General features: G+C 67.2%; 20 protein-coding genes and 2 pseudogenes. 6 read left to right on the top strand and 16 right to left on the bottom strand.

Going from position 1 to position 25380, the window contains the following annotated elements; genetic code table 11:
• Positions 1 to 760 precede the first annotated feature (760 nt).
• From ACIOEW_RS26205 to ACIOEW_RS26155, 11 genes are all read right to left on the bottom strand, one after another.
• On the bottom strand, positions 761 to 1258 hold the full coding sequence (locus tag ACIOEW_RS26205) for a hypothetical protein (RefSeq protein ID WP_358980246.1): 498 nt from the start codon (positions 1256 to 1258) through the stop codon (positions 761 to 763).
• A gap of 25 nt (positions 1259 to 1283) precedes the next feature.
• Complete coding sequence (locus ACIOEW_RS26200) at positions 1284 to 2045, bottom strand: hypothetical protein (protein ID WP_401966378.1); 762 nt, start codon at positions 2043 to 2045, stop codon at positions 1284 to 1286.
• A gap of 96 nt (positions 2046 to 2141) precedes the next feature.
• Positions 2142 to 2705, bottom strand: coding sequence for a hypothetical protein (locus ACIOEW_RS26195; protein WP_401966376.1), 564 nt, complete (start codon positions 2703 to 2705; stop codon positions 2142 to 2144).
• 129 nt (positions 2706 to 2834) lie between these two features.
• Complete coding sequence (locus ACIOEW_RS26190; protein WP_358980240.1) at positions 2835 to 3530, bottom strand: hypothetical protein; 696 nt, start codon at positions 3528 to 3530, stop codon at positions 2835 to 2837.
• Positions 3531 to 3562: 32 nt separating this feature from the next.
• Positions 3563 to 5068 (bottom strand): ATP-binding protein, encoded by a 1506-nt coding sequence (locus ACIOEW_RS26185; protein ID WP_401966374.1) that lies wholly within the window; start codon positions 5066 to 5068, stop codon positions 3563 to 3565.
• A gap of 25 nt (positions 5069 to 5093) precedes the next feature.
• Positions 5094 to 5546, bottom strand: a complete 453-nt coding sequence (locus ACIOEW_RS26180) for a DUF6238 family protein (RefSeq protein WP_401966372.1) — start codon at positions 5544 to 5546, stop codon at positions 5094 to 5096.
• Between the two features lie 25 nt (positions 5547 to 5571).
• Positions 5572 to 7038, bottom strand: coding sequence for an SCO6880 family protein (locus tag ACIOEW_RS26175; protein ID WP_401966370.1), 1467 nt, complete (start codon positions 7036 to 7038; stop codon positions 5572 to 5574).
• A gap of 131 nt (positions 7039 to 7169) precedes the next feature.
• A complete protein-coding gene (locus tag ACIOEW_RS26170) occupies positions 7170 to 8579 on the bottom strand; it encodes an ATP-binding protein (RefSeq protein ID WP_401966368.1) in 1410 nt (469 codons plus the stop codon).
• 28 nt (positions 8580 to 8607) lie between these two features.
• Positions 8608 to 9288, bottom strand: coding sequence for a hypothetical protein (locus ACIOEW_RS26165; protein WP_401966366.1), 681 nt, complete (start codon positions 9286 to 9288; stop codon positions 8608 to 8610).
• Positions 9288 to 9596 (bottom strand): DUF6112 family protein, encoded by a 309-nt coding sequence (locus ACIOEW_RS26160; RefSeq protein WP_023421641.1) that lies wholly within the window; start codon positions 9594 to 9596, stop codon positions 9288 to 9290. Before ACIOEW_RS26160 ends, ACIOEW_RS26165 begins: the two co-directional genes overlap by 1 nt.
• An 80-nt stretch (positions 9597 to 9676) precedes the next feature.
• Positions 9677 to 10822 carry a C40 family peptidase gene (locus ACIOEW_RS26155; RefSeq protein ID WP_401966365.1) on the bottom strand — a complete coding sequence of 382 codons (1146 nt, stop codon included), beginning with the start codon at positions 10820 to 10822 and terminating at the stop codon, positions 9677 to 9679.
• Between the two features lie 581 nt (positions 10823 to 11403).
• Between ACIOEW_RS26155 and ACIOEW_RS26150 the strand changes: the two genes are divergently transcribed.
• Positions 11404 to 12150 (top strand): site-specific DNA-methyltransferase, encoded by a 747-nt coding sequence (locus ACIOEW_RS26150; RefSeq protein WP_358980227.1) that lies wholly within the window; start codon positions 11404 to 11406, stop codon positions 12148 to 12150.
• Positions 12151 to 12249: 99 nt separating this feature from the next.
• Here ACIOEW_RS26150 and ACIOEW_RS26145 read toward each other — a convergent pair whose 3' ends face one another.
• Entirely contained in the window at positions 12250 to 13185 is a 936-nt protein-coding gene (locus ACIOEW_RS26145; protein ID WP_401966631.1) for a DUF5655 domain-containing protein, read from the bottom strand.
• Between the two features lie 192 nt (positions 13186 to 13377).
• Positions 13378 to 14186 (bottom strand): IS5 family transposase gene (locus ACIOEW_RS26140; RefSeq protein ID WP_401966363.1). Its coding sequence is split into 2 segments (ribosomal slippage): positions 13378 to 13842 and positions 13845 to 14186, totalling 807 coding nucleotides; the frame shifts between segments, so codons are not numbered across the junction.
• 190 nt (positions 14187 to 14376) lie between these two features.
• Here ACIOEW_RS26140 and ACIOEW_RS26135 point away from each other — a divergent pair.
• The 3 genes from ACIOEW_RS26135 to ACIOEW_RS26125 all read left to right on the top strand — a co-directional run bounded on the left by ACIOEW_RS26135 (position 14377) and on the right by ACIOEW_RS26125 (position 21817).
• Positions 14377 to 17928 carry a hypothetical protein gene (locus ACIOEW_RS26135; protein WP_401966361.1) on the top strand — a complete coding sequence of 1184 codons (3552 nt, stop codon included), beginning with the start codon at positions 14377 to 14379 and terminating at the stop codon, positions 17926 to 17928.
• Between the two features lie 257 nt (positions 17929 to 18185).
• Positions 18186 to 20192 carry an ATP-dependent nuclease gene (locus tag ACIOEW_RS26130; protein WP_401966358.1) on the top strand — a complete coding sequence of 669 codons (2007 nt, stop codon included), beginning with the start codon at positions 18186 to 18188 and terminating at the stop codon, positions 20190 to 20192.
• Positions 20177 to 21817, top strand: coding sequence for a UvrD-helicase domain-containing protein (locus tag ACIOEW_RS26125; protein WP_401966356.1), 1641 nt, complete (start codon positions 20177 to 20179; stop codon positions 21815 to 21817). Before ACIOEW_RS26130 ends, ACIOEW_RS26125 begins: the two co-directional genes overlap by 16 nt.
• Before the next feature lie 623 nt (positions 21818 to 22440).
• Here ACIOEW_RS26125 and ACIOEW_RS26120 read toward each other — a convergent pair.
• Positions 22441 to 22562 (bottom strand): annotated as a pseudogene (locus tag ACIOEW_RS26120) (3-hydroxyacyl-CoA dehydrogenase family protein); the annotation flags it as partial.
• A gap of 274 nt (positions 22563 to 22836) precedes the next feature.
• On the opposite strand from ACIOEW_RS26120, the gene ACIOEW_RS26115 reads away from it, so the two are divergent.
• Positions 22837 to 23022, top strand: coding sequence for a helix-turn-helix domain-containing protein (locus tag ACIOEW_RS26115; RefSeq protein WP_275322472.1), 186 nt, complete (start codon positions 22837 to 22839; stop codon positions 23020 to 23022).
• A gap of 51 nt (positions 23023 to 23073) precedes the next feature.
• On the opposite strand, the gene ACIOEW_RS26110 is transcribed toward ACIOEW_RS26115, so the two are convergent.
• A complete protein-coding gene (locus ACIOEW_RS26110) occupies positions 23074 to 24228 on the bottom strand; it encodes a tyrosine-type recombinase/integrase (protein WP_401966354.1) in 1155 nt (384 codons plus the stop codon).
• 95 nt (positions 24229 to 24323) lie between these two features.
• Between ACIOEW_RS26110 and ACIOEW_RS26105 the strand changes: the two are divergent.
• Positions 24324 to 24488, top strand: a pseudogene (locus ACIOEW_RS26105) (pirin); the annotation flags it as partial.
• Between the two features lie 458 nt (positions 24489 to 24946).
• Here ACIOEW_RS26105 and ACIOEW_RS26100 read toward each other — a convergent pair.
• Positions 24947 to 25126 (bottom strand): hypothetical protein, encoded by a 180-nt coding sequence (locus ACIOEW_RS26100; protein ID WP_401966351.1) that lies wholly within the window; start codon positions 25124 to 25126, stop codon positions 24947 to 24949.
• Between the last annotated feature and the right edge of the window lie 254 nt (positions 25127 to 25380).

Genomic DNA, 25380 nt, shown 5'->3' with positions numbered 1-25380 from the left:
TCGGTGATCACGGACGGTTCGTGCTGCGGAGTAACTCGTCGAAGCGGTGCCGACGCGGCGTAGTTCGGCCTCGGAGTCGACGAGTTCAGACTGGGCCGAGCTGACGAACTCGAGGCGAAGCCGAACCGGTCGGCGAGCGCATACGCGTCGTCGTCCAGGTCGTTGACCTGTTCTCCCGCTGCTTCCAGAGCCTCCCGGACACGCTCCAGAGCACCGTGCTCGGGGTGAAGGAGGTGGTCGACTGCGTGCTGAAGGCTGGCTCCGTCTTCGGCTGCACGGATCTGGTCCGTGATGCTGAGAAGTCCGGCTCCGGCGGCGTAGGGCCCGAGGGCATGCACCGGAGGGCTTTTCCGGGCCGTGTCGAGAGAGGGCGGAAGGGTGACGTCATAGCGAGCGGCTCGAAGCATCTCGGCCGCATGGGTGGCGATGGCGACCTGGTCGGCGAGCGGAGTGGTGGTGGGCAGGCGATGGCGTCGGCCGTGCCAGTCGTCGATCTGCCTGAAACCGGCGTGACGGAGGAGCTGCGCGGAGAGGTCATCAGTAGCGCCCTTGGCAACGACGCTGCCGCTGAACTCGGACGTGATGGTGATCGAGGTAGGCACGGAAGTCTCCGGGGCAGAGGGAGCGAAGGACCCGTTGGAGGTGGGCCAGTGGGCAGAGCGTCCGGCAAATCCGGGGTTTGGTCCGGCCGAGAATCGCTGGTAGAGGCCGCACGGTGGCGGTCAGCCGGGTGCCCCGCCGCAGCAGGGCACCCGGTCAGTCAGAAGAAGGGATTCTCCGTCGGCCGGTCGGCCCCGGTGGCGGCTCGGAGCAGTTCGGTGAGGTCTTCGGGCTCGGACGACCTCTGGTCTATCCACCACCCGCCACGGGTCACCGTACGAGCGTTCTCCTCGATCTCCGCCCACTCCGCTTCGCTGGTCGTGCCTTCGGTGACCAGTGCGGTGTAGGCGTTGGTCAGGATCTGGTGACGACAGCGCACGCCCCAGGGAACGGCCCGCTCCGTCCCCTCCAGGGGAGGCATCCGGTACTGCTCGGACCAGGCTTCGGACGCCGTCTGCTCCTCGGCGCGCTTCGCCTTGAACCAGGCGGCCTTGTCTTGCTCGTCGCCCTCGTTCGAGGCGCGCCAGCAGTCCGTGCACTCCTGCCTGGCGAGCCACTCGGCGAAGCCGGCGCGGCGGTCGGCCGGTCGGTCGGACAAGTCGCGGTCAGCCTGGTGACCGCAGGTGTGGTCGATAGGCCAGATCGTCTTCACGGCCATGGAAGCGCCTCCTTGAGGAGTTGGATCAGCGGTCGCGGGAGTACGCGATGCGGGGGTCAACCGGCCGGACCGCCGGTGTGGTGACGGCGGCGGGGACCGGCGCCCTGCCCGGGATACCGGCACGGGCCGGGCTGGCGGCGAGCGCGGCGGCGCTCAACGGAGACGCGCGAGCGGGACCATGGCCGCGCTCACGGCCGGCGGCCGGTGGGGCAGCAGGGCGGGGCCGAGCCGCCACCTCTTGAGCGAGGCGGGGCTGCACTGCGACCTGGAGCCCCGAACGGTGCAGGGCCACCGTGGCGTCGGCGACTTTCCCCAGCGCCTCGACGCGATCGGTGGTCGCGGGGAGCGTGTAGATGTCCAGGCTCGAGTTGTGCTGCCAGCCGTCCTCCACCAGCGCTAGCCCGCTGAGGCCGGAGACACGGTCGTCGAGGGCTGCGACGATGCCGAGCTGCGGGTGATCGGCGAAGGCGACGTCCGGTTCACCGAGCGGACCGCGGTCGCGTACCTGTGCCGTGTCGGGCGCCAGTGCCGGGTCAAGTGCGGCGTCCACATCGACCTGGTAGCCGGCCTTGCGCAGCAGCTCGATGGCCCGGCTCGTACGGCCGTGTCCGTCACGGTTCTGGTCGGCCAGCGCGTACAACGTCGGCTGGTCGGGGACGGGATGGAAGTCGAATCCCTTGAGCATCCAGGAGCTGGCCGCGAGGTTCTTCGGGTTCGCGGCGACGATGCCGTGGACGGGGTGGTGGCCGAAGGCCAGGTCGGGCAGCACGTCGTAGTGGCTGGGCATGGCAGATCCATCCGAGGCGGGTGCGGTTACAGTGCGGGCGACGGGCGGATTAGTTCTGAGGGTGCGGTGCACGGAGGACTCCTGGATCGCGGTCGGTCAGAGCCGGGGAGCGGATGAGGAACTGGCCGACGGCGGCGCGGCCCGCGCGGACGACTCCGGCGGCGGACCGGTCGGGAGCACGCGCTGGCCGACCGACGGCGAAGAGGCGAGAGCGACACTCGCCCGGGATGGAGCGGAGTCGGGCGGGAACACGGGGGCGGCGCGCGTCTTGCCGGAACGTTCCTGCTCTTGGCGTGGCGGTACGCCAAGCTGGTCCAGGCGGGCGTCGACAGCGGAGAGGAGATACGGCACGCTGCCGCCGTGGCGCGCATGCGGACCGCCCGGCTCGGAGTCGTAGATCACCTCGTAGACGGCAGGCTCGACGGACCGGTGGCGGGTGACCATCCAGCTTTCCGGGGACTCGGGGTGCTCGGAGGGCGGCTCCTGCGGGGGCGAGATGATCAGCGAACTGCCGTCGGGAAGCTCGGCGTGGACGATGTAGTCGCTGAGGCCGTACTCGACGGTGCACTCCAGGCCGCGCTGCCCGAGCACGGAACAGAGGGCGGCCTGAAGGCGACGCGGATCGGACGCGGCGGCCGGGGGCGGCGTTTCGTGATGCATGGACGTCTCCGTTGCGAACGACCCGCCGTACGGCGGGAGCCGCCAGGGCGTGGATCTTGAAGGAGTGCGGTGGTCCATGAGGATCCGGTGATCGGGCAGTTTGGCGTTGCCGTGACTGCGTGCTAGGGATCACCGCGAGCGACCGGGAGCCGGCGGATGCGGTGCCGGCGGGACCTGGGGCGAAGCAGGTGACACGGCAGGGGTGTGGTGCGTCGAGCGGGTCAGGGCGACGCGAGCGCGCTCGGTCTGCGCCGGCCGTTCGGTGTCCGCCCGGTGAGCGAGGTATTCGCTGACGCGCACCAACGCCGGGCCCTTGGCACCCAGTTCGTGTGAGTAGTGCCAGCCTTCGGTGTTGCGGTGCTCCTCGGCACGCTCCTGGTAGAGGTGGAGCACGCTCGGCTGCGAACCGTCCATAAGCGCCATGACGCCGTCCCATTCGTGCCGCAGCTCCTCCGCCCGGAACAGGATGATGTCGATCCCGCGTATCCGACGGAGGTCGTCACTGATCGGCCCCTCGACGTAGTCGGGGCCGTCGGCGGCGGCGCGGACCCCGGCCAGCACCTCGGGTCCGTGGTCGAGGAACACCTCGGCGTGCTTCCACGCTTCGGCGTCCCGCTTGACCTTCCCGTCCCCGTAGACCTTGTCGTCCAGCGGCCAGCCGTCCGCGTCGCAGAGCGAGTCCGAAACCGCGTCCCAGGCGTCGCACGCCTCGTTGATCCCGGCGGCGGCCGAGGCCAGTGCCGGGAGGTGCCGTCGCCACGCCAAAGGGTCGGTGGCCTGCGACGGCTGGTTGTCACCGGAGGAAGGAGTGGAAGAAGCAGACATGATCGATTCCCGTTGATGTGCCGGTCGTTGGGCTATGCGGCCATGCGGGCGTCTGTGTCGAACAGCTCGCGCTCAGCCGGGTGGAGGATGTGCTGGGTGATGAACGAGCGGCCGGCGACCTTCCACAGACCTCGGCCCTTGGTCAGGGCGGACACCGCCTGGGTCTCGACCCCGGTCAGGCCGAGCAGAGATGCAGCGGCGGTGAGCTGGTCGGGCTCTTGGCGGTAGATGATGCGCGTGCTGCAGTCCGCGAGGAGCCCCTCGGCCAGGACTCGGCCGCGCGAGCCAGCGTCGCCCGCCGAGAGCAAGTCGCTGAGCCGGTGGATCACCATCAGGTTCGCGATGCCCAGTCCTCGGGAGAGCTTCCACTGGCTCTGCATCCGCTCCAGCAGCCCGACGTGCCGCATCAGCCGCCACGCCTCGTCGTAGATCACCCAGCGCCGACCGCCATCGGGATCACTGAGGGCTGACTCCATCCACGCGCTCGCGCACGTCATCGCGAGCACCAATGCCGTGTCGTCACCGGAGCCGCCGAGACGGGAGAGGTCGATGGACAGCATCGGTGTGGTCGGGTCGAACGAAAAGGTGCTCGGCGCGTCGAACATGCCGCTCAAGTCGCCGTGCACGAGACGTCGCAGGGCGTGGGCGAGGTCCTGGGCGGCTGAACCGAGGTGCCCCGCCTGGTGGCCGAGGGCCTGGTCGAGGCGTTCGGGGGAGCCGAGTACGTGCGCGATCTCGCCGAGCAGCGGCACCGTGCCCCGGGCGTCGGCGTCAGCGACGACCAGATCCAAGGCCAGGTCGAGGGCGGTGTGCTCCATCGGCAGCAGGTCGCGCTTCAGCACGGTGCGGGCGAGGCTGGCCAGCAGCAGCAGACGGCGCTTGCGAACCTCCGTAAACCAGTCCTCCTCGCTCACGGAGGCGGGCCGGGCCGGGGCGTCCAGCGGATTCAACCGGCCGGGGAGCCCCGGGCCCAGGGCGATGCTGTAGCCGCCGAGGGCCTGCGAGACACCGGTCCACTCCCCCTTGGGATCGCAGGGGATGTAGATCCGGTAGCCGTGGGCGATCGACCGGGTGGCGATCGACTTCGCCAGCGCCGACTTCCCCATGCCGATGATCCCGGCCAGGACCGCGTTGGGGTTCGTGAAGCCCTCCACCCTGCCGCTGTTGTAGAGCGAGAACGGGTCGAAGCAGAAGGCCGCTTCCGCGTGCACATCGCGGCCGATGAACACCCCTTCGGCGCCCAGGCCACCCTCGGCCACGAACGGGTATGCGCCGCTGGCTATGGCGGTGGTCATCCGGTGGGCGGGCAGGGCGAGCTTGCCGCCGCGGGCGGAGGCCGGACCGGGGCGACCGGCGAGCGGGTAGGTGGGCCGCAGATCCGGGTCGAGGGTCTGCTCGGCGCGGTGCTTGGGCGGGTTCCCGGCGAGGCGTGCCTGGCGGCGGGCTTCGGCGAACCCGGATCGGGCGGCCCGCTGCTCGGCGCGTGTCGTCTTACCGGGCACGAACAGAGGGGAGGCACTGGCGCGGGTACGGGGCATGACGTTTCTCCAGGTGAGGGGTGGGTCAGCGGCGGACGAGGCCGGTGAACGGGGCGTGCAGGTCGGCCGGGGTGGTGCGCCGCCGCACGAGGCGCGCGGTGCGCTGGTGGCGCTGGCAGATGGTCAGTTCCGGTGCTCCCTCTGGAAGGCCGGCCTGGCACGCCTCCGGTTCGGGGATCTCGCCGGACTCGGGCCGGGGCGCCGCGTGGTAGGCGGCGTGGAGGTGCTCGGCGGCCTGCCAGATGCGGGTGCGGGCGGTACTGAGCTGGTCGCCCTCGACTGCGACGAGCTGCCCGGTGCGACCGGCGTGGGCGTCGAGCAGCCCGTACAGCGAGACGAGGTGGGCGTGCAGGGTGTCCAGCTCGGCCCGGGTGGTGACCAGCGGGCCGCCCGGGATGTTGAGTGCCCGGTGGAAGTCGAGCGCGGCGGTGGCGAAGGGCACGAAGTCCTGCGCGGTCGGGCTGGCGGTGCGGGACATGAGGGTGCTCTTTCGAAGGGAAGGGTCAGGCGGCGAGCGCGAGCGGCAGGGCGGCGGCGGTGAACGCCTCGGCCTGCTGCCAGGTCAGGGGCCGGAGATCGAGCTGGGCGCCGACGGCGGCGGTCTCCACGACGGCGCAGGCGGTGCGCAGCTCGTCCTCGGTGTCGGCCGAGACGGTCAGCAGACCGGTCAGGGCGACGTCGGCGTGCCCGGCGATGAGCTGGCGTTCGCGGGACTTGATGTCCTGGTATTCGATCGAGTCGGCCTCGGAGTCGACCTGGCCGCGCCGGGCCCGTTCGGCGGCATCGGCGATCACGCTGGACTTCTTGCGCTGCACGTCGCGCAGGGCGGCGTCGAGGTTCTTCGGCTCGTAGGAGAGCGACAGCGTGCGCCGGACGCCGCCGGTGAACAGGAGCTGGTGCAGGAAGCCGGCGTTGGTCTCGGTGCGCGGCCAGTTCTCCACCCAGTAGGTGGCGTGCACGGCGGAGTCGGTGGCGATGTGGTCCGCCTTTTCGACGACCACGACGGGGCCGGCGGCGGCGGCCTCGGCCTCGGGGCGACCGGCCGTGGACCAGCGGTCGAGTGTCGCCAGCGCCTTCGGGTCGTAGGAGGTGCGCACCACGGCGGCGATCTCGCGGGCGGTGAGCCAGCCCGTCGGGGTGAGACCGGCGGTCCGCGCCGCTTGGTCGAGCGTGGAGGTGAGCTGGGCGAGGACACTGAAGGCACCGGTGAGACCGCCGCCGGCCCGGTTGATCAGCCGGCGGGCCGCCTTGGTGTCCAGGGACACCGCGACGTACGCCTCGTGCGGGGCGGCTGCGGGGCCGGCGCTCTGGATCAGCTCGTTGTAGATCGCGCCGGCCATCGGGGTGTCGGGGCGGCCGTGCTCTTCCCAGTAGCGGCGCAGCGCGTCACCGGAGTCGGGGATGGTGCGCTCGATCACCTGGATGCGGGCGATCTGCCCGGTACGGGCGAGGGCCGCCAGAGCGCGGCCCCAGCCGCCGACGTTGGCCTGCTGCGTGCCGGGGTCGAGCAGGGCGTAGGCGCGGGAGGAGACCTTGACCACCGCGGTCAGCGTCCCGGTGTGCGGGTTGTGGACGGCGCCGTATTTGCCGTCGGGAGCAGTGGTCACGCGCAGGCTGACAGCTGTGCCGGGAAGGTGGAGCAGGCCCTCGCGGGTCGGCCGGCGGGAGGGCCGGGTGAGCCAGACGAGCTGGCCTCGCATCCGGCGCAGCGCGTATCGGACGACGATCGGGGCCCAGTCCGCCAGAGCACGGCCTCGGTGGCGGACGAAGACGAGCAGGGCGATCACGGCCCACAGCGGGATGAGCTGGAGGGCGCCGACCACACCGCGGGCGAGGATCACGGCGAGCAGGAGAAGGCCGGTGAGTCCGGCGACGGCCAACTGCGGGACGGTCAGGCCGAGCAGGACGCCGCGCCTGCTGCGGTGCGGGAACTTCACGGTGGGAGTGGAGGACTGGTGCTTGCCGGACATGGTGGTTCCAGACGGTGGGAGCGGGCGGAGGACGGGGCGCGCGGCGCTCTTCTGGACGTCATGGCGGAACCTTCCTGCTGGTGGGGGGCGGGGGCGGGCCGTGGAGTGCGGCCCGCCCCCGGGGATGTGGGTCAGGAACCCGACGGCGGCTGGGTGGGATACACCCAGTTCGTCGGCGTCGCGGAGCCGGTGGCCGACGGTCCGGACGCGGACGCCGGAGTGCCCGAGGCCGAAGGTCCGGGGTCGGCTGGCGGCATGGAGGTCATGTCGCCGCCCGGAGCCGATGCGCCTGTGAGGTGACCGGAGCCGCCCACAACGCCTTGGGCAGTCGATTCGGACCTTTCCGGTTCGTCCTCGCCGGGCCGGGTGATCAGCGGCGGGATCCCGGGGCGCTGGATCAGAGCCCGGCCCTTGTCGCCGCTCGCGTCCGGGTCTTCGCCGTACCGGAAGCGGGTCTGCTGCTTGGGCGGCCCGGCGTCGATGCCCTCCTTGCTGAGGTTGCCGCCGGAGGGGTTGATGCCGGAGGCGACGCCATCCGTGCCCGCGCCCGGGACCTGGTTCGGACCCTGCGGAGCGGGGGCGCCGGTACCGGCCCGCAGCGCGAGGCTGCCTGCGGTCTTTGCGGCTCCTGCGGCGACCGCCATGCCGGCGACACCGGTGCGGTGCATGTCGTCGTGGCCGCCGCCGTCGCTGGCCCAGTGGACGAACTTGTACGTCGCGTAGGGGCAGAGCAACACCAAGACCATTACGACGATGCCGGCCATCGCGTCGGACAGGGCCGCCATTCCGTCGCTGGCGTCGGTCTTGCCCATGGCGGAGACGCCGATCAGGAAGACGACGGTCATCAACAGCTTTGAAACGATGAGGGTGCCGGTGGCCTCGATCCAGCCGCGCCGCCACCGCTTCGCGACCTCCCAGCCGCCGCCGGCACCCGCGAACACCGCGAGCGCGACCATGATCAGGACGCCGACCTTGCGGGCCACCATCACGCCCCAGTAGAGGAAGGCACCGATCGCGCACCCGAAGGCCACTAGCGCGGGCACACCCCAGCCGAGGCCGTACATGGCCCCCATCTGGTCAACCTTGATCACGCGGCGGATCGCGTCGTCGATCGAGGTGTTGGCGGCTTTGAAGAGGCCGTCGGACAGCGCGTCCACGACGGTGATGGCGACGGTCGTGAAGGCGATGGCGGAGAAGCTGAACAGAACTCCGGTCATGGTGCCGAACGCCGCCTTGGCGAGGGCACGTTCGTCTCGGCGCCAGGCCGCGGTCATGAGCTGGATGCAGAAGATGCCGACGGTCAGGGTGAGGCCGATGGGCAGCAGCAACTCGTAGTTGTCCCGGAACCACCCGGCGTTGAGGTCGATGGCCGTCGTCTTGTTGACGGCCTTGGCGGCCAGGTCGGCCGCGCTGGACGCCAGCTCGCCCGCCGACTTTGCGATCCACGCGCCGAGACCGTCGGTGACGGTGCCGGCGGGGTTGGTGGCGAAGTCGACGGCGCCGCACACCTTGTCCATCAGCGGGAAGTCGCAGACTCCCATGGGTCGTACCTCCGTTCTGGGGCGGGGTTCAGGGCGCGACGGACGGCATGACGCCGACCAGGGCGCAGGGGTGGTTGGGCCGGCACTGAACCGCGAGGGTGGTGGACCGGCTCTCCGCGCCGCCGGCGGCCGAGCCCTTCCAGCGAATCGACTGCTTGCCGGAGACCGTGACGGCGTAGACGTACGCCTGGGTGATCGCCCCGGGGTCGTCCTGGAGGGCCTGGGTAAAGGCGTGCGGGAAGTGCCCCTCGTTGACCTTGGCGGTGGCGACCTGCTTGTTGGCCGCCACCTCCTTCCACAGCACGGCCGAGGGGACCACCTGGTCGACGGAGGCCGGATCCGCGTACTTCGACTCCGTGGTCAGCCAGCCGCGCAGCGCCTTGCGCAGCTCGGGCTGCGAGTAGGCGCGGGTGTCGTACGACCACAGCGCTGCTGCGGCGGCCTTCCCGTACGTGATCGGGTCGTGGGTTTTCGGCGGAACGGGCAGAGCGCGGGGCCGGGTGTGCGGCCCGGACGGTGCCGCGGACGACGAGGACGCCGTGGGCGAACTCGGCGGTGGGGAAGCAGTACCGGAGGGGCTTCGGCCCTCGCGGGTGAGGTAGGAGGCCAGGCCGGCGAGGGCGACGAGCACCGCCAGGACGGCAGTGCCGAGCAGCGCCCGGCGGCGCACGCGAGATGCGCCGCCGGGGTGGGTGGAGTGCTGAGCCATCAGTGGACCTGCGTCCCGAGCGTCGAGAAGAACGCCACCACACCGTTGGCCGCACCGAGAAGAAGGGCCGCGCCCGCGCTCACCAGCACGCCCTTCTTCCCGTTCGCCTCGGCCTGGTGACCACCCGAGTGGTGACCCCAGGCCCACACGCCCGCACTGACGGCGAGGGCTCCGACCACGGCGATGAGCCCGAAGAGGTTGATCGAGCCCATTACCTGCTTGAGGACGTTGAGGCCCGGGAGCCCGCCCTCGTTCGGCTTGATTCCGGGGTCGTAGGCGAGCTGTATGACCTGGTCAGCGAGATACATGGGAACTCCAGTTCGAATGAGCGCACGCCAAGGCCCGGTGGGGCGAACCAGCGGTGCGAGGGAGGGGGGAGGAGCGCCTGTCAGACGACTCGGCGGGCCGCGAGAATCCGCGATTTCCAGGACGCGACGGTGGTGATCCGTACGACGTCACCGGTGTGCGGTGCGTGGACGATCAGGCCCTGCCCGATCGCCATCCCGACGTGTTCCGGTACGGAGGCCGTCCCCTCGGTGAAGAGGAGGTCGCCCGGCTTGAGGGCATCGACCGAGACGGCCTTGCCGTCCTTGACCTGCGTGTACGTGGTCCGCGTCAGGCTGACCCCAGCGGCCTTGTACGCGCCCTGCATCAGGGAGGAGCAGTCGCAGCGGCCCATCGGGTTCTTGCCGTGGGAGTCGGTGCACGTGCCGCCCCACTGATACGGGGTGCCGAGCTGGCCCAGCGCCCACCGGATCGCCGTCTGCACCTCTCGCGGCGCGGAGGCGGGAATCTTGTACTCGTCCGGCAGCGCGCCCGCCGGGATGGTCCCGAAGTCCGTCCCGTCGCCGTCCGCCGAACAACCCCCCGCGGAATCGGGAGAGGGGCTGCCGGTGTCGGCAGAGCCTGACGGCGACGGGCTCGGCGATGCACCGCCGGTCTTCTGCAGCAGGGGCTCGATGGACTTCTGCAGGGCGGTGGCCAGCGGCTCCCATTTGGCGTACGCCTCGGGGAAGCCCGACTTCTGCACCGCCTGCGCGGCCTGGGTGACAGAGAGGGACTGCCAGCCGGAGACCTTCTTGAGCCCCTCGTAGAACTTCGTCGAGGCGTGCACCGGGTCAAGGATCTGGCTGGCCGTGCCCCAGCCCATCGACGGCCGCTGTTGGAAGAGACCCAGCGAATCGCGGTCGCCGTAGGTCAGGTTCCGCAGGCCGCTCTCCTGCAGAGCGGTCGCCAGGGCGACGACCTGCCCTCGGGCGGGGATGTTCATCGCGACGCCCGTGGCCTGGATCGTCTTGGCGTTGGGCACTTGGTCGGCAGGCGCGTCCAGACCCGGCACGGAGACCGAGCCCTTGTCGCCGCCGTTCAGGGTGGCCTTCACCTGCTTGGCGACGGCGGAGGCGTTCACACCCTGTGCACCGTCGGTCGAGCACGAGGCCGAGGCGGTCCCGGCACCGATGCCGAGGATCGGCAGTGCCAGCAGGAGTGGTCCGGTGGCGCACAGACCGACGAGGGCTCCCGTCGTCTTCTTCACGGCCGCCGCCGTTCAGCGCGACGGTAGTGCGGACAGGTCGAGGGAGGTGGGTCGGGGCGCGGGTGTGTCGTGGCATGCTGCATCGCAGCGGCTCCTCGGTGTTCGAAGGAGACGCGGTGCCCGACTTCTCGTGCAAAGCCGTCGGCACCGCGCCGATGTGCATCCGCCTCTCGGCGGGCCCAGGTCAGGGGAGTTGGTAGCTCCAGGACGCCGGTTTCAGGTCACGCGCGGCAGTCAGCCGCGCTCGTAATCTCAGGCAGTGCACAGGGGTCTCCTCACGGCGCTCGCGGGCAGATGGGCAACATGCCTCCGACGCTGCTCGATTGGACGAGACAGCACGGATAAGCACAGCTCAACGGGGGCGGAGCAGCGCTCCTTCCCGGTGGCACGGCGAGACAGTAAACCGGGATTCCGGCCGCGCCAAACGACTGCCATCCAGGGGCCCGAAGCAGGAAACCATCTCGTTAGGCGCGGCCGGAACTCGCCGTTAACCTCCGCTGCAACCTCGCACCGGATGCACGCCGTTGAGCGCTGCCCGGAGCAGGTCAAGACTCCGCCGCGCCCGAAAAGAGGCCCTCCCCATGAGCTACACGCTGCACCGAGGCGACGCCCTGACCGTCCTGAAGTCCCTCCCGGACGAGAGTGTCCAGGCGGTGATCACCGATCCGCCGTACAACTCTGGGGGCCGCACCAGCTCGGACCGAACCGGCCGTACCGCCCGTGCCAAGTACGTCACGAGCAACTCGGCGCACGACCTCGCCAACTTCCCGGGAGAGAACCGCGACCAGCGCTCCTACCGCTCCTGGCTCACCGAACTGCTCACCGAGGCGTACCGGGCCTCGACCGAGCACGCGGTCGCGATGGTCTTCACCGACTGGCGACAGGAGCCGACCACCTCCGACGCCCTGCAGATGGCGGGATGGACCTGGAGCGGCACGATTCCGTGGATCAAGCCGTCCAGCCGGCCCCGCAAGGGCGGGCCGAAGCAGGACTCGGAGTTCATCATCTGGGGCGTCAAGGGCTCCCTCGACAACACCCGCGATCTCTACCTGCCGGGGCACTACATCGCCTCCCAGCCCCGCAAGGGCCGGGTTCACATCACCCAGAAGCCGGTCGAGGTCATGCAGCAGCTCGTCCAGGTCTGCTCCGAGGGTGGCACCGTCCTTGACCCGTTCACCGGCAGCGGCTCCACGGGGGTCGCTGCCCTGCGCGAGGGACGCCGCTTCGTGGGCGTCGAGCTGTCCGCGCACTACGCGGACGTCGCCGAGGAGCGGCTGCGGGCCGAACTGACGAAGGACGACTTCGAGCTGGCCGGACCGGAGGCATGAGCGTGAGAGCGAAGAGAGGCCAGGGCCGGCGGCCCACAGACGCCAGAGGGGCGGCTGGAGCATCGACTAACCGATGCACCAGCCGCCCCTCCTGTTACGTCAGGCCGCCTCGAACGCCCGCCGGATCAGCGGCGCCGCCTTCTCCAAGTCGGTTGCCGAGACGACGCGGACCTCCAGGTCGCCGGTCCCGAGGTGTCCGATACCGCGCATGTCCCGGGTGAAGCCCTCCTCCAACTCGACCGTGTCGGGGTCGAGTCTGAGGTACACCAGGATCGCCTCGTGCTTCGGACGGAAGATCACCGACGCCACGTTCACCAACCGCCGGTAGGCGATGTAGTGCCGCAGGGACGCCACCTCCACCTCGCCCCATGCCGTGAGCGCCTCGTCCAGTTCCGCGTACAGGTCCCGCAGGCACTCCGGCACCGCTCCTCCACCCGCAGGTGGAGAGACCGCCGAAGCCGTCGGCACGCTGTCCGCCACGGGTGCCCGCTCTCGGCCCCGGCGAGACGAGGCAGCGCTCGGGAAGCCGGTCGCGGAGTCCACGAGCAGCAGCCCCAGCAGGCCACCGTCGAAGATCCGGTAGCGCACCAGGTCGATCCGTTCGGGCAACCTCTGCACCGCCACCCGGTCGTGGTGCGAGAAGCCCGCCGCGATGCAGATCATCCGCGGACGACGCCAGTCGACGGACTCGGCGGCGTCCGCCCCCAGCACCTTCCGCACGAGCGCCTCGAACTCGTGGTGCGCCGACTCCAGCCAGGACAGGTAGGAGACTGCCTGGGACATCACCCCGCTGTCCGAGCCCTTCTTGAACTCGATCACCACCGGGCTGCCGTTCTCATCGAGCCCCAGGGTGTCGATCCGCCCCCGGTGCCAGGGGCCAGTCGGATACTCCGATGCCAGGAAACGGACGCCCAGCATCTGCTCCAGGCCGGCCTCGACCCGCCGCTGCAGCTCCACCTCCAGCGCCACCGTCGAACCGGCCAGCTCGACGTCCCGTCCGTCCGCGTCCTGCCGGAACATCATCAGCTTGGCCACCAGCGCCCCCTCCCGCGATCTCTGCAAGGAAGCCAATCGAACGAACGCTCTGGATATTCCACCTACAGCTCGCCGGACTATCTGGGCATCGGGTGGGGCAGGTGCACGCTGAGGAGTAGCGGAAGGCGCCTGGCAAACGGCGGTGAAGTCGTCCGCGTCAATCCGCGTGGCCGGTTGCAGCTCGTAACACGATCATGAGTGGGTCTTCTTGAGGCGTCTGCAGCAGATGAGGCTGCAGGCGAGGGAGACGAAGGCGTCGTGGAGTTCGGTGCGGAGTTCCCAGCGGATGGCGAGGCGCTTGAAGTGGTGGAGCAGGGCGAAGGTCTGCTCGGCGACGTAGCGGAGCTTGCCGATGCCTTTGATGTTCGGTGATCCCTTGCGGGAGATGACGGGCAGGATTCGCCGGCGACGGAGCTCGTCACGGTTGGGGTTTGAGTCGTATCCCTTGTCGCCGAGCAGAGCCTCGGGCCGTCTGCGGGGCCGGCCGGGGCGTCCTGCGACGGGTGGGATGCCGTCGACCAGGGCGAGGGTCTGGGTGACGTCGTTGACGTTGGCCGCGGTCGTGATCACCTTCAGCGGAGTGCCACGTCCGTCGCAGATCAGGTGGTGTTTGCTGCCCGTCTTCCGCCGGTCGACCGGCGACGGACCGGTGTCGGCGCACCCCTTTTCGCGCGGATGTGAGAACCATCCACGCATGCCCGCGACCAGTCGAGCTCGGCGGCCGCGTTCAGCTTCGCGAGCAGGACCCGGTGCAGCCGGTCGAAGACGCCTGCTTTCTGCCATCGGTCCAGGCGGCGCCAGCACGTCTGCCCCGAGCCGAACCCCAGCTCCATCGGTAGGAGTTGCCAGGCTATGTCGTTGTGGAGGACGAACAGGATGCCCCGCAGGCAGAGCCGGTCCGACACCGGCCTCGGTCCCGGCGACCGTTCCGGCCACGGCGGCAGCAACGGCTCGATCAACGCCCACAACTCATCGTCCACGATCCACGGTCGAGTACCCACACCTCACGAACGGCCGAATCATCACACCGGTCACGGCCTACCAGGGCATCTCAACAAGATCGTGTTACGAGCTCTATGGTTTGGTGCTCTCGTCGTCCCTGGGTCCCCGGGTGCGCGGCCCGTCATCGAACCGGGCGACGAGCGGTAAACGGCATCAGTACGGCACAAGGTGCGCGTAGCATTAATGGTCATGGATCTCGTGGCACGCGTACGCCGGGCTTTGGGCGAACAGGCTATCCACCCAACGGAGTTCGAACGCTGCGCCTGTGCGCTCCTGCAATCGCAGTACCCGGGTCTGTCCGCGGTTGAGGGCGGGCATGACTTCGGCCGCGATGCCGATATCTATTTTCCGTGGGGCTCCGAGAACGTGGACGCTCGTGGGCGTCTGCTGGTCACCACCGGTGATCCGGTGGCGAACCTGCGCACGGGCCTTCGCAGAATGCATGAAGAGGATGTGCAGGCCGATCTGATCGTGATGGCCTGTTCACAACCGGTTGACGCAACGAAGCGCGCGACCATGGATCGACTGTGTGCCGAACGCGACCTCCCAGCACCACACATCTACGCCCAGGACTGGTTTGTCACCCGCCTCGTCACCGAGCCGGTGTGGCGGTTCAGCCTCCTCGGCATCAGGGGAGAGCTGAACGCTCTGCTTGATCGGCCGTTGGACCTGTCGGAGGACCTGGCTGACCGAACCGACCTCCTCGGACGGGAAGCCACTCTCGCCACGCTTGCCGACACGGTCGCCCATGGCCAGGATGTCGTGCTGGTGGGCGTACCTGGTGTAGGTAAGACGCGGCTCACCACCGAATTGGACGGCCAGGTCGCTTACCTTGAACAGGCGCAAGCGGACCGCATTCTGGATGAGCTGCAAGAAACCCGGCCCGCTGCCGTTGTCGTGGACGACGCCCACATTCGCCTCGATGAGATGCGTATGCTGCGGCGGGCGCGTCACAGGGCGGAGCATGCCTTCGCCATCGTCGCGACCACCTGGCCTGACAAGGCAGACGAGGTAACAGCGGCCCTTCCCAGAGCTCTCCGCGTCGACGTTGACCTGTTGGAGCGATCCGACATGAACACGCTGGTCACCTCACTGGGCGTCACCGGTCACCGGGCCCGGATGGTGGTCCTCGACCAGGCAGCCGGACGGCCGGGCTGGGCCCTCACCTTGTGTGAGATGTTCGCCAAGGGCGAGGGCAGACTGGTGGCCAGCGGCGCAGCGCACCTGGCGAACGTAGAACGACACCTCCGCCGTATCACCGAGTCCGAGACGGCCGTCGATGCTCTGGCCTGTGTAGCGGCACTGGGAGGGGCTTCCAGCGAGACGCTGTACGCGCTCGCGCCTCTTGTCGGCGAGCCGCCGGCCAGCATGTCCGGCCTTATGGAGCGCCTCGCGCGCAATGGCCTCGTTGAAACTGTCAACGGTGTCTGGCACCTGCAACCTGCACTGCGCGCACCGCTGATTGCCCGGTGGTTCTTCACGCGGCCGGCAGGCAGGCCGTGGTCCACCCTCTGCGACGCCTTCCCGGACCGGGATCGTGACCTCGCCTCCGCCGTGATGTCCGCCGCCCGAGTCTCGGCCGCCTCCTCTGACGCTCGGATGACCGCCGATGCCTGGGTCCGAACGCTGCCCACGCCAACCGAGTGGGGCACCGGAACCTTCGCTGCAGTGTCCGAATACGCCCGGCTGGACCGGGGAGCCGCTCAGTTCGCTGTCGCCCAGGCCCGTACGGTCCTCGCCAGCCCGCGCGAGACCGAGCAGACGTACGGGATCACCGTCGATCCGCAGGGTGATGCCGCCGCCCGTCAACTTGCTCAGTCGGCCGCTCAGTATCTGCTGCCCGAGGCGGTTACGGGCCTGCTCGACCTCGCAGTGGAAGACAACCGTCCACGTCATTCCACCCCTCAGCACCCGCTGCGCGTGCTCAGCGATGTGGCCAATGCCATAGACCCGGACTTCGGAACGGCGTTCGAAATTCGAGGGCTGTTGCTGCGACCAGTGCTGGAGTGGCTGCGTACTCACCGCGCCCCGTCGGACTGGGCCGTGGCCACCGAAGTGCTGGCGAGTGTCTTCGCCGTTGAAACATCGGGGAACTGGACTGACCCGGGTGATCTGAACACGGTCACCCTTGCCCAGGGTGTCGAAAGTGCCGAAAACCTGGCGCGACTCATCTCCTTGTGGGACGAGGTTGTGCCCGTTCTCGCAGATACCGAAGGACAGGATGACCTGAGCAACGCCCCGGCTGCGGTGGTTCCACTGCTGGACCTGGCGGGCTCATGGGTGCGGCTCGGAGAAGGGTTCGTGCCGCACAATGGTGAACCGAGCGAGGCCCAGAAGGGCCAGGGAGCGGAGGGCGGAGCTAGCATCCTGGCCGCACTGCATCCCCTGCTCCAGGCCTTTCCTGGGCTGGCCCTCCGTGCCCGACGCATGCTCAACGCTGCAGACGCCCGCGGTGGCGACAGGGGCCGTAGGCTCCCGGAGCTCAACGTCGACCCTGAATTGGAGTCTTTCACCGGCTGGAGTCGTTGGGGCGACATGGATACCCGCGATGACTCCGCGCAAGGCCGGGCCCACGCAGTGGAAGCCCTAGCACAGAAGATCGCCGCGCTCGGACCGCTCGACGGAGTCGTGAGATTCGACGCACTGGTTGAGCAATCCAAGCTTGCTGGCGACCACGGGGGCGGCGTCTGGGTAGCCGACCGAATGGTGCCTCACCTCGCCGATCCCGCTTCTTGGCACGCAGCCGCAACCGCAGCTGGTAGCCCACTCATACTTCGCGCCGCACTGACCCGATGGCTCACCACCTCGCCCGGCACGTTGTCGGAAGATGTCCTCACCGTTGCACTGGATGATCCCCGTTTCAGGACAGGCGTCATCTCGACCGTCCTCGGACGAGGTGAAGATGACGAGGCTTCCGAGTTCGTGATCGAGGCAATGCGCACGGAGGACGCCTGGCTGCTCGACTCTCTGTTCATCCAGGACGAGCCGAACGAGGTGCTGCACCGTCTACTGCTCCATTCGATTCCCGCAATCGCCAGCAGCGCGGCGGTCACCTTTGCCATTGGCCAACCCCACGGACCCTCACTGCCGGAAACCTGGCGCTCTGCTTGGCGCGACGCTGTGCGACACCTCCGCCCCGAGGACCTGTCCCAGCACGACGACTGGCGTGCAAGCCAGTTGCTCGGTCATCTAGCCGACCGTGATCCCGACCTGCTCGAAGCGTGGTATACCGAACGGCTCGGCGAAATGGCCGACCGCGGCTATTTCGCTGCCCCTGAACCCCACGGCTGCAATCTCCACCTGGACCGCCTTCCACAGGCACATCGTTACCGGCTTTCCGTCCGCTGCGCCGGCCTTCCGCGCATCGGCCATAGCCCACTCGTCCAGCTTGTCGGTTCGGACCGCGACTTGGCGGAGCGTCTGCTCCGAGACAGCGCCGTTACTCCCGACGACCTCCTCGAAGCCCTCGTGGGACAGCGAAACGAGAGCCTGGAGAGCCTCGGCCCACTGCTCCTCGACCAAGGCATACCCCCCGCTCATATCGCGGCCAACGTCGCTTGGGTCGACTCCTGGTGGGGAGATGACTCCGCCAGACATCAGCACCTCATCGACTACTTCACTACCCTCTCAACTCAAGTGCCCGCGCTCGCCGCCGTCGCAGCAGCGGGACTGGCTCAGCAGGAGGCGTCACTGCGGGTGGCAGAGAACAGAGAGCGCGCTGCACGGGTGCGGGGAGTCTGAGAAAGTCTGGCCCTCCCTCATCTATCACGGCAGCCAGCCCAGCGTCTGGGCACTCAGGCATTGCCACGCCACCGCAGTTGCACTGGCCCCGGCCCGGCGGCTTCAGCCCGGACGAAGTAGCCGAGTAGTCGAACGAATGATCCACTTTTGGCGAAGCGCGGATCTAGGCCCTCGGTGTGCCTGATACTGCATCAAATTAATGCGCCTACTGGGCCGGTACGGCAGGGCCTGGAGGTGGGAGCAGCTCGGGAGAACCAGTGCAGCTGACCTGTGCCAAAGTGACGAACTTTCGCGCGTTGCAGGATGTAGAGGTGAAGATCGACAACAAGGCCACGCTCGTAGTGGGCCGGAATAACAGCGGCAAGACGTCCTTTGCTAACCTCTTCGACAAGTTCTTCGGCAGCGACGACAGCAAGTTCATCCTGGAGGACCTGTCCGTCAGCAGGATCAAGGGGATCAAGTCGGCCGTGGAGGCCTACCGTACGGCCCAGGCCGTGCCGGAGGACAGCAGCGAGAGCCGCGAAGGGCAGTTGAAGGCAGCGGAAGAGCTCCTCCCTGTCATCAGTGTGCAGGTCGTCATCGCCTACACCGTGGAGGACGACCTCGCCTTGCTGTCCGGGATCATCCTGGACCTGGACGAGGATTGCCTGGAGGCTCGGCTCGAAGCGGTCCTGAGTGTGAAGCGGCCGCGCGATTTTCTGGAGCAAGTGGACGCTGCCCTGACCCGACAAGGCCCGGACTTCGACTGGGGCAAGTTCCTCCGCAAGAACTTTTCTACCTTCTACGTCACCTCCTACTGGGCGGTCTCGGCCCTGGATCCAAACGTCCGTCGAGAGATCACGCCGGCTACGGCGCGCAGGGCGCTGTCGGTAAAGTCCATCCACGCCCAGCCTCGTATCGACGATGTTCCCGCGGACCGGGCCCGCACACTGTCCAAGACCTTCGAGACCTTCTATAAGGCGAACAGTGCCGACGAGGAACGCAATCGGAACATCGAGGGCATTGAGCAGGCGCTGGCCGTCGCTTCGAAGAGCATCGACATCAACTACGGCCTATTGTTCCGACCCATCCTCGATGAACTGCGGACCTTCGGCGTGGGCACTATCACTCCGCTGCAAACGCCGGAGATCATCTCTTTGATCGAGTCCGGAGATATTCTCCGCGGCAGTACCCGCATTCAGTACGCCTCGTCTGGGAGCGACCATCCGCTGCCTGAGGGGCACAATGGCCTTGGCTACAGCAAGCTCATCAGCACCGTGGTTCAGGTCATCGGCTTCTATCACGCCTACCTACGCTTGAAGCCCCGACCGGCCCTGCAACTGCTTTTCATCGAGGAGCCCGAAGCGCACCTGCACCCCCAGATGCAGGAAGTTTTCATTAGCAACATCAACCGCCTCTTGGAGAAAGAAGAGTGGGCCGTCCAGGCGGTCCTGACCACCCATTCCTCGCACATCGTCGCGAGTAGCGGGTTTGGTGCCGTGCGCTATTTCGACAGCAACGGCCTCACCCTCAAGGTCAAGGACCTCTCCGACTTCGAGCACACCATCAAGCAGCAGAACAATGGGAAGACGACCCTTCAGTTCCTCGCCCAGTACATGCACACGCACCGTTGTGACATGTTCTTCGCCGACCGCATCATCTTGATCGAGGGAACCGCTGAACGGCTCCTTCTCCGCGCCATGATCAGCAAGTGTGCGCCTGAACTGGCAAACCAGTACATCTCGATTATCGAGGTCGGCGACGCGTACGCCGGCCGGTTCAAGACTCTCCTGGAGTTCCTCGGTGTCCCTGCGCTGGTGATCACCGACCTCGACTCGGTAGACCCCGCCACTAAAAAACGCTGCGCACCCGACACCGGCGGCGCCCTCACCTCCAATGCCACCCTCAAGGAGTGGGTGCCGAAGCTCAGTGAGGTCAAGACGCTCCTGCAGGCGCCGGCAGAGGCGAAGGTCTGCGGGAACGTACGCGTCGCCTACGAGGTGCCGGAAGCGGACGGGGGGCCGTGCGGGCGTAGCTTCGAGGATGCCATGATCATTGCCAACGCCGACATGTTCGCCCGAAACTTGGGCATGCTGGCCCTCAAGAATGCCTTCACCAGCGAGGTCGGCATCATGCCGAGGCCAGAGGCCATCGCTGCCGCCGCCTTCCCCATCGCCGAGCGACTGAGTCGCAAGAAGACCGACTTCGCGTTCGACATGGTTCTCACGGAGGGCTGGACGGTCCCTCGCTATATCCAGGAGGGCCTGCAGTGGCTGATGAGGTAGAAGTACGCGAAGGTATCCGCGCCGCCCTCGACGCCCGGAGCAACTTCCTCGTGGAAGCAGGGGCCGGCGCCGGCAAGACCACGGCCCTGGTGGAAGCCCTTCTCTACCTCCTCGATACCCGGCGATCCGCCCTGGAACAGGCCGGTAAGCAGATCGCCTGCATCACCTACACCAATGTGGCCAAGCATCAGATCAAGCAGCGCATCGCTGAGGATCCCCTGGTGTACGTCGGCACAATTCACGAGTTCCTGTGGAGTCTCATCCAAGACCATCAGCGCGAGCTGCTGGACGCCCTCATCGAGTACAACCAAGGATTGCCGCGCCCCCAGGACATGGCAGAAATCGCTTCCGGCCTCCAGATTCAATACCAAGACCGAGGTCGGCGCTTTGCAGACGGGAAAATTTCCCACGACGAGGTCCTCGCGCTCGCCACCACACTGATTGGCTCGCAGTCCAAACTCGCGCGGATCATCGCCCACCGCTACCCGGTGGTTTTCGTCGACGAGTATCAGGACACCTTCCCCGCCACCGTCAGCCTGCTCTTGGACCACATCGCCACGGCGGCCGGACCCGCCTGCACCGTCGGTTTCTTCGGCGACTCCATGCAGAAGATCTACAACACCGGCGTCGGCGCCCTGGAGCGGGACGACCTGGTTACGTTCACCATGCATAGCAACCATCGCTGTGCGAAGCCGATCGTTGAGGTCCTGAATAGAATCCGACCTGACTTGATCCAGCAGCCGGACATGGACAAGACCGCAGGCGAGGTCCGCCTCATCCTTAAGCTGCCCGGCGCTGAGGACAAGAACCCGGTCCAGCAGGCTCGGGCAGTGCTCGAAACCTGCGGCTGGCCCGCGAAGGGCGTCAAGTACCTGAGCCTGACGCACCGCAGCATCGCAGCGGCCCATGGCTATTCCAACCTTCTCCAGCTTTACAGCAAACGTGGAAGTCATGGGAGGGACGACCTTCTGGAGGGAACTGAGCCCTACGCCCAGTTCATGAAGGCCATCGAGGCTCTCTGCGCCGCCTATGAAGCTAAGGAGTACGCCCACCTCACCACCCTCCTCGGCACAGGGCCCCTCACCATCCGCAAGCACTCGGACAAAGCGAAGATCAACGGCATACTCCAGAAGATCACCGCAGTCCGGGCCACCGGAACCGTAGGCGACGTCCTCGACGTTGTTACCCGCGCCAAGCTGATCGCTCCGCCGGGCAGGGTGAAGTCCATCGAACGCACCATCGGCGCGGAGGGCCTCGATGAACGTGCTCAGAGAGACGCCGACTTCGCGGCCAGCCTGCGCGCCGTCAATTACCAGGAGGTCGTCCGGCTCACCCAATACCGCAACGAGCTCACTCCCTTCTCCACCCAGCATGGGGTTAAGGGTGACGAGTACGAGAACGTCGTGGTCATGATCGACGACAGCGCGTGGAACCAGTTCAACGTCGACCGCATGCTCACGGGAGACGACCACCGCAAAGAACGGGCCACCCGCTCCCGCAATCTCTTCTACGTCTGCTGTTCCCGAGCTATCAGTCGTCTCGCCGTCGTCTTCGTGACTCCGCTTAGCCCTCGAAGTGAAGCAGTGGCACGCGAATGGTTCAGCGGCGCTACGGTTCACGATTAATGCTCTAACCGCGCAGCTCCGCCCGGATTAACCTGCGATCACCCTGTTCACGGTGAATGTCGAGGCTAGAGGTGGGCAGGGTACTCAACAATGACGGTGGAACACTTTGTAGAGGTCCGATAGCCACCGGTGCTCGTCGCCTGGAATGGGGTGACGCGGCGCAGCCAGCTCAACTGAGTCGCCCCGGTGGGTCGCTGGCAGCTCCACCGGTGGACAACCGGTGAACAGACGCCTTTGGGCGGTGCAGCACAGGCCGCCCAACCGCACGTGCTCTGATCAGGAAGAAGGTCAGTACGCAGCGGGAGACGGCACCCCGCAACCTAGTCGCTTTCGGTCTCGTAATGCGTAGTCCGGGGGCCGAGTCGCCAGGGACTTTTCAGGGACTTTCAGCTCTGTCGGAGGGACATCCGAGGGAGTTTTCGCAGTACAAGCACGGAAGGCTGTGACAGCGCTGAAAGGCCCAGGGCATCGGGCCCGCGCATCCGCGCCGTCGCTCCATAGCGCTCCGGCACGGCGTCGGGTCGGCAGTAGAAGACGAGGCTCTTGGGGGCCACACACGGTCCTGACCTCGAGCAACGTGCCCGGCGGGCCCGGCGTGAACGCCGGGCCCGCCCGTAGGACGGTCAGCCGTACGGGTAGAAGCCCGACCCCGTCCTGTGGCCCAGCCGGCCCGCGTCCACCATCCGCTGGAGCAGCGGGGAGCGGCGTACAGGGGCTCCTTGTACTCCGCGTACAACTCATCGGCGCCGCGGATACCTCTGTGACCTTCGTCTTCGTTGGCTATGGGGCGGCTTGGACATCGAGTTTGAATGAGGTGCAACGGACCCTCTGTTGCGCCAGCCATTTGAGGATCTGTAGTTTCGGTCCGCTTCCGCGCAGGGCTGCCCAACTTGCGCTCAACGTCTGCAGGTTGCAAACAGCTCACTGATCGCGAGTTGTTCATATCATTGACTGGGGGCATGGCCAAAACGGGAACCGTCGGGAGGATCACTGCCATGTCTATCCGAGGAGTGGTCACCATGGCTGCGCAGTTCCTGAATGCCAAACAGACCGCCGAATATCTCAACGTGTCATTGACTTGGCTCTACCGTGACGCACCTCGTCATGGGTTGGTGGCGTACAAGTTCGGCAGTGGTCGTAACGCCAAGCTGCAGTTCAAGATCAGTGACATCCAGAAGTGGGTCAGTCAGCAGTACGTCGGCTGAGCGTCATCAGGGGCGGGGCATCGTGTCAGATGCCCCGCCCCTGATCGAGTGTTATGCAACTAGGGCCATGTCCAGTATCTTGGCCGCCTGTCCGATGGAGCCGGGCATTAGATGGCGGTAGATCTTGAAGGTGACATCGAGGTTCCTGTGGCCCATCCAGTCGGCGACGTCTGTGATTGGAATCCCGTGGCTGAGGCAGTTCGAAGCGAAGAAATGGCGCAGTCCGTACAGCACCATCCCCTCCGGTATGTCCGCCGCGCCTGCGGTCTTCAGCCGACTCCACTGGTTCGACACACCCCAATGAGGGTACGGCTGCGTGGGGTCCGTCGGTCGGCGAAGCAGATAGCCGTCGATCGAGCCATGCTTCTCTGCGTATTCCTCGATCGTTACCCTGACGCTGGAGGGCAGCGGTACGTCGCGATACTGCCACGCCTTTCGGTGCTTCAAAGGCCCGTACTTCCCTGTCGACATGACGACCTGCTCCTTGACGCGGTAGACGTCGTCCGCGACGAGGTTGTTGAGGTTGATGGCTGCGGCTTCACCATTGCGGAGTCCGCAGCCGCTCATCAGGTCGACGATCAACTTGAACGCGTCGTCTCCGGCTTCACGCAGGGATCGGAGTTGGGGCAGGGAAGGGATGACTGCGCGGGACGGATCGTACTGCGGAGGCTTGACGCCAGTGAGTGGGCTCTCTGCGTAGAGGCCGAGTTGATGCGCATCCAGGAGTATCGCCCGCAGCTTGTCGAAGGCGTTGGCCTGAGTGGCCAGACCCGCGTGCGCTTTCTCCATGGTCCGGATGAAGCCATCGACCACCTTGTGGTCGAAGCTGTTCATCCGTCGGCTGCCGAGCGCCGGCAGGATGTGGTGCTCCAGGAGTGACTCGAGGTGGCGAACGGACGCTGCTGCGAGGTGCCGCTGCCCTGCCATCCATTCGGAGGCGTACTCCTGGAAGCGCATGGATCCGTACTTCTGGATGCGGTCAGCCCTTGCCTGTGACGAGGGTCGAGCCTTCTTCTCCTTGTAGATTTCTGTCAACCGCGAGATCGCTTGGTCTTGAGTGGCGAAGCCTCCCTCCTCGGCTTGCTTTCCTGCCGAGCTGCGATAGCGAATCTTGTATGGGTGGAGGCACTTCGACCAGCGATGCCGTGGGTGCTCGCACTCCTTGAAGAAGGACCCCATGCCGTGAGCGAGTGTGCGTGCTGCCATCTCGTGAAAGCTCCCTTGTGTCCGATGCTGACCTCTTGCTGACCAGCGATGGTGCCTGAACTCCCTGACCTGGGGAGAAACGGCAATTCCGTGATATGTGGTGGAACTTCGTGGGCAGAACCCAGGACGACATCACCCAGGCGCGGGAGGGCTGGATGAACGGCGATCGGTTCGGCTCGGTACGCGGCTATGACGGTGCGCCGCTCCCTGCCCCTGCTCTGCCTCCGGTGCCCTTGAAGCCCCGGGGACGAATTCGCTGACCTGTGCTTTCACCTGGATCGGGCCGTCCTCATCCAGGCGATTCCGGGATGGGCGGCGGCCTCCGCTGCGGCGGGGGAGGAGCGCGACAGGTCCGGGATTCCCGGGACAGTAGTGCGGCTGTTTGTGACGTTGTTTGACTACGTCTGCCAAGACGGATGCCGACCTCTTGCTGACTTGGCTGACGAGATGCCAGGCGGCCGTTGGGTTCCCGCGCAGTCGCCGCGACAACTGTGCCCGGCCCTGTCCGGAGGTGGGGCTCTGCCCCAGTTCCTACCTCAGCGACGGGAGTGGTTCGGCCAAGGTGAGGTCGAGCCACGCCAGGTGCGGCCGACCGGACTTGCTGCGGCCGTATGGACATCGAGGGTCGCAATCCGTGCAGGTCAGTGTGCGGTCCTGGGCGTGCACCGGCACGCTGTCTGATCAAGACCCGCACGAGCCCGCTCGTAAGGGTGCGAGGTTAGCCGTTCTCCCGGCCCGGCAGGGGCGCACCCTCCAGGAAGGCGTGATAACTCTCGACGGCTTCCGGGTCGATTTCAGGGTTGGAGGGCCCGTAGCGGGGGTCGGTGCGGTCCCGCTTCGGCCCGGAGACCCAGAACTCCTCGTTGGTCTGCACGTCGTAGAAGTTCGCATCGAACATCCCCCCTGCCCGGCGCAGTGTCCTTCCGTGAAAGTACCCAGTGCTCCAGGTCTTCGAGAAGTCCACCCACCCGATCCACGAGGGTCCGCGGTCGGTGTTGTAACCAGTCTTCAACTGCACGAACATGAGACGTCGAGGCATACGCTCAGGGTCCTGCACAGACCGCACCCGTGACCAGCCATTTTCCGGGCGCCTATGAGACCCCGCCTACGGGACAGCCCTTCCCAGCCGGATTGCGGCGTCGATCAGAGCGA

It is taken from the genome of Streptomyces sp. NPDC087901, from assembly GCF_044742205.1.
Classification (GTDB): Bacteria; Actinomycetota; Actinomycetes; order Streptomycetales; family Streptomycetaceae; genus Streptomyces.
This window is presented reverse-complemented; position numbering and strand designations above follow the sequence as displayed.